Origin of the sequence: Sorangium sp. So ce590, from assembly GCF_051521365.1 — a bacterium.
In the GTDB taxonomy this organism is placed as follows: Bacteria; Myxococcota_A; Polyangia; order Polyangiales; family Polyangiaceae; genus Sorangium.
Genome location: NZ_CP150346.1, coordinates 244,523 through 257,205, shown reverse-complemented (window position 1 = coordinate 257,205; position 12,683 = coordinate 244,523). Strand labels below are relative to the sequence as shown.

General features: G+C 66.9%; 12 protein-coding genes and 1 pseudogene. 2 read left to right on the top strand and 11 right to left on the bottom strand.

Going from position 1 to position 12,683, the window contains the following annotated elements:
* Positions 1–276: 276 nt before the first annotated feature.
* On the top strand, positions 277–402 hold the full coding sequence (locus WMF28_RS00960) for a hypothetical protein (RefSeq protein ID WP_437600111.1): 126 nt from the start codon (positions 277–279) through the stop codon (positions 400–402).
* On the opposite strand, the gene WMF28_RS00955 is transcribed toward WMF28_RS00960, so the two are convergent.
* Positions 395–1,615 (bottom strand): IS4 family transposase, encoded by a 1,221-nt coding sequence (locus tag WMF28_RS00955; protein WP_437600079.1) that lies wholly within the window; start codon positions 1,613–1,615, stop codon positions 395–397. The two genes, WMF28_RS00960 and WMF28_RS00955, sit on opposite strands and share 8 nt — an antisense overlap.
* A gap of 410 nt (positions 1,616–2,025) precedes the next feature.
* A complete protein-coding gene (locus WMF28_RS00950; RefSeq protein ID WP_437600079.1) occupies positions 2,026–3,246 on the bottom strand; it encodes an IS4 family transposase in 1,221 nt (406 codons plus the stop codon).
* A gap of 402 nt (positions 3,247–3,648) precedes the next feature.
* Between WMF28_RS00950 and WMF28_RS00945 the strand changes: the two are divergent.
* Positions 3,649–3,876: pseudogene (locus tag WMF28_RS00945) on the top strand (SDR family NAD(P)-dependent oxidoreductase); the annotation flags it as partial.
* Between the two features lie 171 nt (positions 3,877–4,047).
* Here the strand turns inward: WMF28_RS00945 and WMF28_RS00940 are convergent.
* From WMF28_RS00940 to WMF28_RS00900, 9 genes are all read right to left on the bottom strand, one after another.
* Positions 4,048–5,325: an AAA family ATPase gene (locus tag WMF28_RS00940; RefSeq protein ID WP_437600110.1), complete on the bottom strand. Its 1,278-nt coding sequence runs from the start codon at positions 5,323–5,325 to the stop codon at positions 4,048–4,050.
* Positions 5,322–6,188, bottom strand: coding sequence for a tetratricopeptide repeat protein (locus WMF28_RS00935; protein WP_437600109.1), 867 nt, complete (start codon positions 6,186–6,188; stop codon positions 5,322–5,324). The genes WMF28_RS00940 and WMF28_RS00935 overlap by 4 nt, the downstream gene beginning before the upstream one ends.
* Positions 6,185–6,709: a hypothetical protein gene (locus WMF28_RS00930; RefSeq protein ID WP_437600108.1), complete on the bottom strand. Its 525-nt coding sequence runs from the start codon at positions 6,707–6,709 to the stop codon at positions 6,185–6,187. The genes WMF28_RS00935 and WMF28_RS00930 overlap by 4 nt, the downstream gene beginning before the upstream one ends.
* Positions 6,710–6,910: 201 nt before the next feature.
* Positions 6,911–8,002: an AAA family ATPase gene (locus WMF28_RS00925; protein WP_437600107.1), complete on the bottom strand. Its 1,092-nt coding sequence runs from the start codon at positions 8,000–8,002 to the stop codon at positions 6,911–6,913.
* A 354-nt stretch (positions 8,003–8,356) separates the two neighbouring features.
* Positions 8,357–8,869, bottom strand: coding sequence for a ClpX C4-type zinc finger protein (locus WMF28_RS00920; protein WP_437600106.1), 513 nt, complete (start codon positions 8,867–8,869; stop codon positions 8,357–8,359).
* A 768-nt stretch (positions 8,870–9,637) separates the two neighbouring features.
* A complete protein-coding gene (locus WMF28_RS00915) occupies positions 9,638–10,654 on the bottom strand; it encodes an HTTM domain-containing protein (protein WP_437600105.1) in 1,017 nt (338 codons plus the stop codon).
* Between the two features lie 11 nt (positions 10,655–10,665).
* Complete coding sequence (locus WMF28_RS00910; RefSeq protein ID WP_437600104.1) at positions 10,666–11,202, bottom strand: hypothetical protein; 537 nt, start codon at positions 11,200–11,202, stop codon at positions 10,666–10,668.
* A gap of 144 nt (positions 11,203–11,346) precedes the next feature.
* Positions 11,347–11,673 carry a hypothetical protein gene (locus WMF28_RS00905; protein ID WP_437600103.1) on the bottom strand — a complete coding sequence of 109 codons (327 nt, stop codon included), beginning with the start codon at positions 11,671–11,673 and terminating at the stop codon, positions 11,347–11,349.
* Between the two features lie 677 nt (positions 11,674–12,350).
* Positions 12,351–12,674, bottom strand: coding sequence for a glutathione binding-like protein (locus WMF28_RS00900; RefSeq protein WP_437600102.1), 324 nt, complete (start codon positions 12,672–12,674; stop codon positions 12,351–12,353).
* Positions 12,675–12,683: the final 9 nt, after the last annotated feature.

Sequence of the window (12,683 nt, the reverse complement as noted above, 5' to 3'; positions counted from 1 at the left end):
CGAGCCGCGACAAGTGCCGTGTAGAGACCAAACTATATTATCAGGCAGGTTGCTCAGAAGAGCTCGGCTCTGTCCCTATCTCCGGGCTGGATGAGCCGCTCTGCGCGGACACGATCGACGGACAGATCGGTGCGATTCGCGCTGCCTTCGTGAAGGACGAGCCTACATGCACGCCTTCGACCGACTCCAAAGTCATGGGCGGCGAACCGGAACCCGGTGACACGCACGTGCTCTGCTGCAACCGTTAGGACGAGCATCGCCCCTATCCTTCTGGCCATGGACCTTCACCGCGACGCGGAGGCGGCCGCGCTCGCGCTCGAGGTCCTCGTCGCCAACGCCGTGCCCGAGACGATCTCGGTGACCCTGGGGGGGGTGACGAACCTGGGGAATCCCCTCAAATAATGCCGAAAATCTCGCGGAAGACGGCGTGCTCCCGGACGATGCGATCGAAGGCCGTCATGAGAGGCCGAAGCCAGTCCTCGCGCAGGGTGGGAATGCAGTCGTACCAGTAGAGCCCCTGGCGGTAGAGCGAATGTGTGCGGCGCTTGACGGTGTTGACCTTCAGATACCGATCGAGGCCGGCCTCCTCGCTCGCAGCGCCGAGCAGCGTCAAGAGTGCATGGGCGATGGCCGCGAGCAGCAGCAGGCGATCGCGCCGGTCGGCGTTGTGGATGTGCGTGGCGGAGAGGCCCATCCCGAAGTGGTTGTCCTTGATGTCTCGAAACGTCTCCTCGATCGTGAACCTCTTGCCGTAGAGCTTGACGATATCGCCCGCCTTGCGGCCCGAAAGCGTTGTGGCCAAACACCACGGCTCCTTCATCTTCGGCGCGTGGACAAGGACGACGGCCGGGACCTTCGCGCGGTCGGCGGTGACGCGCACCTCGCGCAGCATCGTGGCGCGGCGGCTCGTCGGCACCCACGCGCTGGCGGACCTCGCTTCCCCGGCCGCGTTCTCGACGACGATACCCCCGCGGAAGCGGATTACGAAGTCCCAGCCCATGAACTCCAAAAAGTCGTAGAGCTTGCGATCGCCGAAGCCCCGGTCGGCGAGCAGAATGACCTCGACCGTCTCGTCGATGGCCCCGTGGAGCCACTCGATGAGCTCGTATTCGTGGTCCTTCTGAGTGCCTTTCAACGCGGACTTCTTCACCGTCTTCCATGCCAGCGGCGTGGCACGACCATGCCGCGTCACAAGGTAGGCGCAGAGCGTCGTGTGATCGTCCTTCTCGAAGTCCGTCCAGTCCAACGCGATAACGATCTCTTTGCGGACCCCGATCACGAACTCTACCCACGACTTCAGGGAATGGAACACGTCGATGCCGGTATTGCTCAGCAGCCGGTCGACCTGCTTGACCCCACTCTTCGGCTTGACGTTTGCGACCTTCGCATACGCTTGGCCGATGGCATGGATGGCCAGCACCGCCGCGTGCAGGACGCCAACGACGCCGTTCGCGAGCGACAGGACGCGCATCGCGTGCAGGTCATCGCCGAACAAATTCTCGACGAAGGTCTGGATGTACTTCGGGTCGACTTTCGGGCGATTGGTCTGCGTAGATGGCGCAGGTGCGGAGTCATGTGTGGCAGGCTGATGCGCGTTCTTCGCGAAAGTCGTCATGATGTCGCTCGGACCAACGGCGCATGCGCTAGGCTCGCTGGTCGCCTCCTACCAATATATATTCCGGTCAGCGACGACGATTTCTCACTCGCACGGCACAATTATTCGTTTCGAGGTCCATGAAGCTCAAGATTTCGATGACTCATGTCACCAATGGACCTACGCATGCCGACCGTGGAGCAGCTCTCTGCGACCACTAATTTCCGCCACGAAAATGAGGGGATCCCTCAGGTGACGAACGACTCACCCATCGCTCGGGCTGTCCGGAATTCCGCGGTTTGCAGCGAGCGCCAACACCGTGGTACCGAGTAGCGGGTACTTGAGCTTGAACGCAGCATCCACCTTGTCACGCGCCCAACTCGGCCACGGGACGGCGGACGCCAGGGGAGGGCTATACCTGGGGAATCCCCTCAAATAATGCCGAAAATCTCGCGGAAGACGGCGTGCTCCCGGACGATGCGATCGAAGGCCGTCATGAGAGGCCGAAGCCAGTCCTCGCGCAGGGTGGGAATGCAGTCGTACCAGTAGAGCCCCTGGCGGTAGAGCGAATGTGTGCGGCGCTTGACGGTGTTGACCTTCAGATACCGATCGAGGCCGGCCTCCTCGCTCGCAGCGCCGAGCAGCGTCAAGAGTGCATGGGCGATGGCCGCGAGCAGCAGCAGGCGATCGCGCCGGTCGGCGTTGTGGATGTGCGTGGCGGAGAGGCCCATCCCGAAGTGGTTGTCCTTGATGTCTCGAAACGTCTCCTCGATCGTGAACCTCTTGCCGTAGAGCTTGACGATATCGCCCGCCTTGCGGCCCGAAAGCGTTGTGGCCAAACACCACGGCTCCTTCATCTTCGGCGCGTGGACAAGGACGACGGCCGGGACCTTCGCGCGGTCGGCGGTGACGCGCACCTCGCGCAGCATCGTGGCGCGGCGGCTCGTCGGCACCCACGCGCTGGCGGACCTCGCTTCCCCGGCCGCGTTCTCGACGACGATACCCCCGCGGAAGCGGATTACGAAGTCCCAGCCCATGAACTCCAAAAAGTCGTAGAGCTTGCGATCGCCGAAGCCCCGGTCGGCGAGCAGAATGACCTCGACCGTCTCGTCGATGGCCCCGTGGAGCCACTCGATGAGCTCGTATTCGTGGTCCTTCTGAGTGCCTTTCAACGCGGACTTCTTCACCGTCTTCCATGCCAGCGGCGTGGCACGACCATGCCGCGTCACAAGGTAGGCGCAGAGCGTCGTGTGATCGTCCTTCTCGAAGTCCGTCCAGTCCAACGCGATAACGATCTCTTTGCGGACCCCGATCACGAACTCTACCCACGACTTCAGGGAATGGAACACGTCGATGCCGGTATTGCTCAGCAGCCGGTCGACCTGCTTGACCCCACTCTTCGGCTTGACGTTTGCGACCTTCGCATACGCTTGGCCGATGGCATGGATGGCCAGCACCGCCGCGTGCAGGACGCCAACGACGCCGTTCGCGAGCGACAGGACGCGCATCGCGTGCAGGTCATCGCCGAACAAATTCTCGACGAAGGTCTGGATGTACTTCGGGTCGACTTTCGGGCGATTGGTCTGCGTAGATGGCGCAGGTGCGGAGTCATGTGTGGCAGGCTGATGCGCGTTCTTCGCGAAAGTCGTCATGATGTCGCTCGGACCAACGGCGCATGCGCTAGGCTCGCTGGTCGCCTCCTACCAATATATATTCCGGTCAGCGACGACGATTTCTCACTCGCACGGCACAATTATTCGTTTCGAGGTCCATGAAGCTCAAGATTTCGATGACTCATGTCACCAATGGACCTACGCATGCCGACCGTGGAGCAGCTCTCTGCGACCACTAATTTCCGCCACGAAAATGAGGGGATCCCTCAGGGGCTATACCGGATCAACCAAAGTCCACACCTCCGAGAAGAGGCGCATGTAGATCGTCGCCTCGCCCATCAACACCACGTTCATCGCCACATCCGGCACCACCTCGTTCCCGATCTCCGGCGGGATCGGCCGGTAGCCGGGGTACGTGGCCTCGATCTCCCGGGCGACCCGTCGAAGAGCGCGCTCAACGCGGTGACGATCGCGTTCGCGCAGGAGCTCGCCGGCACCGCGATCAAGGTCAACGCGGTGTGCCCCGGCTACGTCGCGACCGATCTCAACAACCACAGCGGAACGCGCACCGTCGCAGAAGGCGCGCGCGAGCCGGTGCGGCTCGCGCTGCTCGGTCCCGACGGACCGACTGGCACCTTCTCGGACGACGCAGGCCCGATCCCCTGGTGAGGAGACGAGCGCGCGCCAGCAAGGCGGTCTCGATGACACGACAAATCGATCCGCAGATCGGCGCGGCGACTCAGCTTCACTGAATCAGGGACAAGAGGAGCCGGCGGATCGGGGACTGCGTAACGCGTACTTCGCCGCCAAGGCCATGGCGCCGGCGGGCGGCGCGGGCGATCAGTCCTTCCAGGCCCTGGCCTCGCGGGACTTCAGGAACAGGGCCACGTCTTTGTAGTGCTCGCTCTGGTTGGCGAACTCCACGTAATTCCGGGCGCGCGCCAGCCACTCCAGCGTGGTGGGGCGCTGCGCCGCGAGCACCGCCTCCACGTGCTTCATCGTGAGCGGCGGCTCCGTGCCGGTGTCGAGCGCCTCCTCGATCACCCGGTCGAACGCCTGCTCCACCAGCGCGCGCAGGTCGGCCCCGCTGAAGAGCGGCGTCAGCCGCGCGAGCTTCTTCAGCTCCAGCCGCTCCGCAGGCCGGCCCGCGAGCGCGATCTCCAGGACGCTGCGGCGCGCCTCCTCGTCGGGGGGCGGGACGAACACAAGGCGATCGAAGCGCCCGGGCCGCTTGAGCGCGTCGTCGACGTCCCAGGGCGCGTTGGTGGCGCCGAGCACGAGCAGACCCTTGTTCTCCGAGCCGATGGAGTCGAGCTCCTGGAGGAGCTGATCCACGAGGGGGCGCCCCGCGCTGCCGTGGTGCTTGCGGCGGGCGAAGGCGAGCGCATCGAGCTCGTCGAGGAACAGCACGCCGGGCGCGTGGGCGCGCGCCTCCTCGAAAGCGTCGTGGAGGTTGCGCTCGCTCACGCCGACGTAGGGGTCGAGGATGTCCTCGATGCGCACATTGAAGAAGGGCAGATCGCACTCGCCCGCTGTCGCGCGCGCCAGCAGCGTCTTGCCGCAGCCGGGCGGGCCATAAAGGAGAATGCCCCCTCCCGACTTGCGCCCGTATTTCGCGTAGAGGTCGGGGCGCTGCAGCGGGAGGATGATGGCGCGGTGCACCGCCTTCTTCACCTCCTCCAGGCCGCCAATCTCCGCGAACGTGGTCCGCGCCTCCTCGCCGAGCTTGCGTCGGTCCTGCTGGCGCCCCTCGGCGCCCGCCGCGGCGGCGGCGCGGCCGCTCGACGAGTGCACGAGCCGGAGCACGCCCTGATGGTCGAGCTTCGCGTCGAGCCGCGCCTGCGTCTCGGGGATCCCCTCCACGAGCCCGGCCTTGCGCGCGGCGTCGAGGCATCGCGCCGCGGCCTGCAGGCTGCCGGCCTCGATCGAGAGCCTCGCGGCGTCGAGCAGCGCCTCGCGCGGCAGCTCGCCCGCGTCGAGCAGCGCCTCGTACTGCCGCGCCGCGTCCGCGGGGCGGCCCGCGCCCTGGAGCATCTCGGCGAGCAGGAGCCGGAGCGGGTGGTTGTCGGGAGCGACCTCGAGCGCCCTTTCCAGCGCGGTGATCCGGTCCGAGCTCATCGCGATAGACCCATCCAGCGCCGCAGGAGCGGCGGCATGATCCAGCTGTAGAGGCAGTAAGCGACGTAGGCGAAGCCGAAGAGGCTCGCGGCGGCCCGGTTCCCCGTCGCCCGTAGACCGTAGAAGACCACGATCGCCGCGATCCACACCGGGATGGCCCCGAAGCGTTGCATCGGCCAGAGGGGCCTCATCAGCCGATGCGAGGCGAAGCGGGCCTCACGCGCGGCGCTGGCGAAGTCGTTGTCGCCCGGGTCGAGGCGCGCCGCGGTCCGGAGGTGGCGGCCGGCCTCGTCGACCCGGCCGCCCTCGAGCATGGCCTGGCCGAGGAAGTGGTAGGTGAGCGCGTCGTCGGGATCGGCGGCGAGGCGCGCCTTGCCATGCCGGGCGAGCTCCTCGTCCTTGCCCTGCAGATAAGCCACGATCATCCGGGCGCGCGCGACGCCGCCCGCCTCGGGATCGATGCGCGCCGCCTCCTCGACGAGCCGCGCCGCCTTGTCCACCTGGCCCTCCTTGGCGACGAGCAAGGCGTAGCGGCAGAGCGCGGGGGCGCTCTCCGGCGCGACGCGCAGGCAGCTCAGAATGGCCCGCTCCGCCGCCGCGGCGTCGCCGAGCTGCGCCTCGCAGTCGCAGAGCAGGTAGAGCAGGCGGGGCGACTCCGGCGCGCGCGAGAGGCCCTCGCGCGCGGCGCGCGCGGCCTCGGCGGGCTTGTCGAGCGCGCGGAGCGCGGCGGCGCGCAGCGTCCAGAGCTCGGGGTCCTCGAGATCGGGATCCGCGACCCGCTCGAGCGTCTCGAGCGCGCGCCGCGGCTGGTCGACGTGGAGGTAGTGGCGCGCCAGCGCGACGGCCTGCTCGGCGCCGCTCACGGCTGCGCTCCGGCGGGGAGCGCGGCGAGCCCCGCGAGCACGGCGAACTGGATCGCGAAGCCGGCGAGCATGACGGCGATGCCCGGGATCCAGAGGGAGGCGTGCTCTCCGCCGGCGAACTGGAAGCGCCGGTCGGCGAGCTGCTGAAGGCGGCTGTAGGCGAGGTAAAGCAGCACGCCGAGGACCTGGTTGGCGAGCCGGATCCCGCGGTAGAAGCCCGGCGCGTCGGCCGACGCCTGGCCGTACGCGGAAAACTGCGCCCAGCTCCAGATGGCCAGGATGGCGGCCAGGGCCGCGAGGCCGAGGAGCAGCATTCGCCGCCGTTGCTCGGCCGGCAGCCGCAGGCGCCCGGCGTTGATCATGCCGAGGAGGAACATGGGCACCACGCCGCCGAGCACCCCGATCCAGAGCTGGGACCGGAGCCGGAACGGCCGCTTCCCTGGCGCTGCCTGCACCTCGCCGGCGTCCTGCAGCGTCGGTGTCAGCAAATCATCCGTGGGGCGCTTGCCGGGTCGAGCCACGGACGCAGTCTACCCCACGCGGCCCGGCGTCCGCTGCCCTTGTCGTTGTACCAGGCGACGAAACGCTCGATCCAGTGGCGTGCCTGCTCTCCAGTCACCAGCGCCCGACGTCGCCCTCGACCTGCGCGGCCGCGCCGAGCTCACCTCCCCTTCGCCTCCCCCGCGCCGGCTCCGCTCGCAAAGCTCACGCGGGGGCGGACGTCATTCATCCTCCTCCGCCGCGCCGCGCGCCAGCGCCGTCTCTCCACCGTTCTTGTCAAGCTCGATGAGCCGGCAGGGCGTCGCCTTCCGGATCCGCTCCGCCAGCGGGCGGGAGTGCGTCGTGATCCACAGCTGACTCCGGGATGCCGCGTGCACAAGGAGATCCCCGAGCGGCCCGAGCAGATCCGGATGCAGGCTCGTCTCCGGCTCGTTCAGCGCCAGCAGCTGCGGAGGCCTCGGGCTCAGCAGCGCTGCCAGCAGGCAGAGATAGCGCGCCGTGCCGTCCGAGAACTCGCGGGCGTCGAGCGGCCGCGACATCCCTGGCAAACCGAGCTCGACGCGGAACCGCCCCTGCGTCGAGGAGACCTCGAGCGACGCGCCAGGGAACGCGCTGGAGACGGCATCCTGCAAGGCGCCCCTGTCGCCGATATCGAGGATCGTCGCCAGCGCCGCGGCCAGATCGTGGCCATCGGTGCTGATCACCGGCGTCCGCACCCCGACCTGCTCGACCCGCAACGGCGCGCCGGAGTCGGTGCGGAAGTGATGATAGAACCGGAAGTTCATCAGCTTTTGCCGCACCGCCGAGAGCAACGGAAAGCGGTGCGGCTCCACCACCTGCGCCAGCACCGACTCCGAGCCCCAGAGCGAGAAGGGAAAGGTCACGCGGTGGCCGTCCACGTCGCGCGCGAAGGCCGAGCCCGCGGCCCGCTCCAGCATCGGCAGGCGGCGGCGCTTGTCGAGCAACCAGAGGGTCTCTTCCTTGATGTCCGGGTCCAGCGCGAACGGCCCCGCAGGCGGCGGCGTCAGCCCGCACTGAAGCTCGTAGACGAGCTGATCCAGCCGCACCCGCAGCGTCATCCGCACCGGGCCTTTGCTGCGCTGGCCGGCCCAGAGCACAGACGGCATCCCCCCCTCCTCGGCCAGGGTGCGCGCGAAGGTCCCGCTCGCCGCCGAGCCGAGCAGCACCATGGTGCGATAGAGGTTTGTCTTGCCGACGCCGTTCGGCCCGACGATGACATTGACCTGCGCGAGGGGGAGGGTCAGCTCGCGGATCGAGCGATACCCCGCGACGTGGAGCTCCTGGACCGTCATCCCGCCCAGGATAGCCTATCGTGGTCACCCGCCACCCGCGCCGCGACCCCAGCTCGCCGGCGATGTGGCCGAGCTCGACAAGGTGGACGGCGACGGCCCCGAGCTCGCGCAGCGCTTCCACCTGGAGGAGATGAAGCCCTGCCGAGGTGCGAGCCGCCCCAGCCCCCCCTCCCCCAGCGCCCCTCGTCGCGTCCATTCCGCCGCTGGGCGGTGCCGCGGAACCGCGGCGCTCTTGCCCATGTGGCCGCCTGCTCGCCGACCGATCGGTTGACGAACACCTCCACCAAGGGGCGTTCCGCTCCCAGCGGACGCGCCGGGCGGTCGTGCGAGCCCACGCTCGCGAGCGAGATCGATCTACTCGGTCTCACTCGCGGATAGCTCTATTCCTAGCACGCCGCAGGCCAGGCGAGTACAGGAGGCGCAGATGTTGGCCTCTGGCCCGGCGACGAGCTTCGATTCTTTATCGGTCTTTCCGCAGAACGAGCATGACCTGGGTACCGCAGTTTCTATTACGTGCGCGATCCCACCTTGGGATACGTCGAGCTGGCCTCCGGCTCCAGTAAGCTCCTCGGCGACGGCCATTGCGGCATACATCAGCTTGATGGAATCGCGTGTTGCAGCAAGTAGTCCTTGCGCGATGGCTGTGGACGTTTGAGCAAAAACGGCCAGAGCTGACGCTGTTTCTCTACAGTGCCCCAGCGTGGACTCCGCATTGGCAATAGTGGCGTTCACGAAATCATGGTATCGATTCAGCGCCTCGCATCCGAGATACAGATGCTCTGTCGCGCGCCCGAGATGCTCGGCTGCTGCACTTCGCGCGACCTGAACCAAGTCTTCAACCGCCGTGATCTCGTCGTCGAGCGTCATGCTGCAGACTTCCTGAACTACTGCGCATTCTTGAGACACGCGCAAAATAGTAAAAGAGCAGCCGCTATACACGGCAGTCGGAGGTTTGGCGGAGACTTGTTGCAAATTTTCACGTTATGCTTAAACGCCTTGCGGCACTGCTTCTTCGTCCATTCCGGCAATATCGATCCATCGCCCGTCTCGTTCTCGTCGATTGAACACGGTTCTTCCGTGGTTATCGTGCTCGCCGGAAAATTGTAGTTGTTGGCACTGATTATGTCAACGCAATGGGTGGCATGGTTCGCTGTCTCGGCCATCGATCTTGTGCTTATTCCCATCATGCCCAGGAATCCGAGCGACAAATACCAGCATTTTAACGAAATCCTCTTGTTCCCATAGCACGGATCCATGCACGGCGTCGTTTCCTCGTACACGCAGTTGACTGTGACGCGAGCGATCGGCCTCAGCGATTGTGGTCGCGGCGTAGTCGAGTATCGGGAGGCGCACGTCGGCGAGCTCAGGAAGAGCGCCGGAGACTCGGCCAGCTCGTAGGCTTCTCGGGCGTCCGTGACTCGTTCGACAGCAAGCGCGCTTGAGCTCTCCCCCCGGCGCGTATCGCCACGGCCCGCCGCCGATATCTCGTCGGGCTCGCCCCTGTCGTGGATCGAGAGCACACTGGCCACCGCGCGTCTTGGGGCTGCACGACGTCGCCTGCGAGCCGTCACGGTGTGCTGACGGACGCGCACGCACAGCGGGACGACGGCGCCCGTGCGCCAGCGTCACCCGCGATCACGGCCGGTCGCGGCGCCATGGTCCGGCTGCCGCTGACAGCGCGCAGCGGGGCGCACCCGCGTCCTCGCTGCGAAGCGCGGCCGTCTCGGAGGGCATGGATTCGCGAGGATCTGCCCGCACCGCGAAGGCCGAGAGGGTCAGCACGGCCATGATGGCGCCGAAGACGCCGAGCCCCATGAAGGCCGCGATGCCGACGTGGAGCGCCACGGTGGCCGCGACCCAGAGCCGCCGGGTGCGCCGCGGCCAGATCATGACCGGGTAGCCGGTCTCGACGAGCAGCACCATCCAGCCTGCGCCCACCGCGAGCCATGGATAGTGGGCCAGCCAGGTGAAGTCGTACTGGCGATAATCCGGCAGGTTGAGCGTCCGCCAGATGGCATCGCCGTTCCACCATTGCTCGCCGAGCGCCTTTCCCAGCCCGCTCACGAGGTAGACGACGCAGAGGTGTATCTGCACCACGCGCAGGGCGAATCGCGCCATGCTCGTGGGCCCGATGGGCGCGCGGCCGAGCCATCGATCGAGCGACAGCGCCGCGCCCGCCGGCATCCACATGAGGTAGAACAGGAAGATGTTGGCGAACTGGTCTACACCGTAATTCGTGCTATCCGCCGTCATCATCAGCATCAGGTGGGAGGACCAGGCAGCCGCCGCGGCCACCCTCGTGCGCCATCCCGCGAGCAGCGCGACGAGGGCGAGCACATAGAAGGCGCCCACGGCGACGAGGATGGGCACGTCTCCGATCCCGAGCGGGGCGAGACGGTCTATCAGCCAGCTGAGCCGGACAAACCCCGGCCGTCCGAGCGCGTCGACGAGCGGTGTCTGGAGGATCCCCGCTCGCCCGTAGAGATCGAACAGCGCAGGAGCGACCATCCCCGCCTGGATGAGCAGAACGGAGGCGAGCCCGATCCGGAGCACGGCGAGCGGCGCTGCAGACGCAGGAGCGAAGGCGAAGCGCTCGACGGCCGCCCACGCTCGCGCAAGCGAGCGCTCCGTCGCAGCCCGGGGAGCAGCCATCGGCCGCGCGTTCACGGCGCCCTCCCGTCGCTCTGCTGCGCGCGCAGGAGCTTCGCGTGATGCACGAATTTCGCTCGGTAATTCAGCGTCCACCCTGTGGTCTTCCCCTCGCGGTATTCCGCCATCGAGGGGAGCTCGAACGTATCGAGCTGGACGACGACGCCATCGGCGCCTGGATGCCTGGCGAGCACCTTGCCGGCCCAGGAAGCCACGAGCGAGCGCCTCACCCTCTCATCCTGCTCCAACGAGAACATCCCGATGATGTTTCTGACCCGGATATCTGCTTCACGGCTCACCCCCGTCTCCAGGGCATCGGCGGCGATCTCCCCGTTGGCGCCGTTCACCTGAAAGCGTGCTGAGAGCGTCGTCCCGACCCCCGGAGCGAAGAAGGAGTACCCGCTGTCCGCTCCGGAGAGCAGGCCGTAAACCTTCACCGCCCGGCGCGCCCAGCCCTCGTCTCCAATGTGGACGTGCAGCGCGCCCAGACAGACCACCACGAGATGCGCCGCCGCCGCGGCGAGCAGAAGGATGGCGCGTCTTCGGTCCATGGCTGTTCCGTTCATGCAGCTCACCCCCAGGGTGCCCGCAGCGCCGGCACCTTGCCCAACCGGACGACCCTTCTTGGCGGCGTGGCGCCGCTGGCGGCCGAGCGCCCGCTCGACCTGCCAGCGGCACCATGAACCGTCAGAGCATCAGCGCTGATCCGCCGTCAGGCTCACGACCGGAGTCGGGAGCCCTGCCAGCGGAGAAACGTCGGCCCTGAACCCCCAATAGCCGTGGTGACCGCGATGGCCGTGGTGACCGTGATGGCCGTGGTAGCCGTGGTGGCCGTGATAGCCGTGATGATGCCCGTGGTGATGGCTGGGCCAGCTGGCGCTCGCGTCCGCCGAGCTGGGTACACTCGTCTCCTCGACGAGCGCAAGGTCCTGAATCGGCGTGGTGCTGGCCGCACGAGCGAGCGGAGCGATAGAAACCACCGCGGTGGCCACCAGAGCGCCGATCAATCTCAGCTGTTTCATTTTCGATTCCTTCCCTTCTACCCGAGCATGCTGACTGTCGCATACCGGGTGATGCAGGGTGACCATGCACGCTGCGCGCCGGGGTGCGGCTCAAGCGCGATCCACCGGCAAATGCAGCTGTACGAGGGTGAAAACGAGCAGGACACGGCGAAGCGGCTGGGATCGATCGATGGCTCCGGCATCGACGCTGTCGGCGAGCGACTGCGCGAGTACGCGAGGACTTGCTCGAATGCGCAACGGGGACTGAGGCTGCTGAGCCCGCCGGACCGGGATGAAGCCTGTTCCAGCCCCAGAGCCCGGTAGTGCGGTCGCGCAGACTCCCCAGAGGGGCCCGGGGCGTGCCCGGTTCGCTTGATTTTGAGCGGTTTCTCTGGATTCAGCTCAGTATTATCTTGTTATTTGAGCTCATTCTCTAGATCTGGCTTCCAATCAGCCAGATTTTAGCGACAATTCTCTGTATCCAGCCCAGTTCGCTCTAGAATCCAAGGCTGTTTCTCTAGATTCAGTCGACTTTTATCTTGTTTGTTGGCCAGGATGTCTCGATGCCGCTGATCCCCGCGCCCCCGCCGCCCCGCGCGGCTACGGCGCCGTCGAGCTGGCGCGCGCCGCCGGCGTGAGAACCGGCTCAGGCCTGCTCCGGACCTGTGACCCGACGTCCGCGGCGGGGCGTCAGCGCGTCAGCTCGCTTGCACCGCCGCCGCGACCGCGGCTTCGTGCGCTGCGGCGAGCTGCGCGTCGTCCGCCGTGACCCGCGCGAACGACGGCCGGCTGCAGATCCGCGCGATGTAGGCCGTGATCTCGGGCAGCTCGGGGATGAGCTTGAAGCTCGTCATCCACTGGAGCGCCGTACCCCAGAGGATGTCGGCGGCGGAGAGCCGCTCGCCGAGCAGGTAGGGGCCCTTTCGGAGCGCCTCCACGAGCGTGCCGAACATCGTGTCGTAATCGCTGTAAGGCGACATCCCCGGGGGCGCCGGCTCGCGCTTCATCGCGCGATCGATCATGGCCGGCTC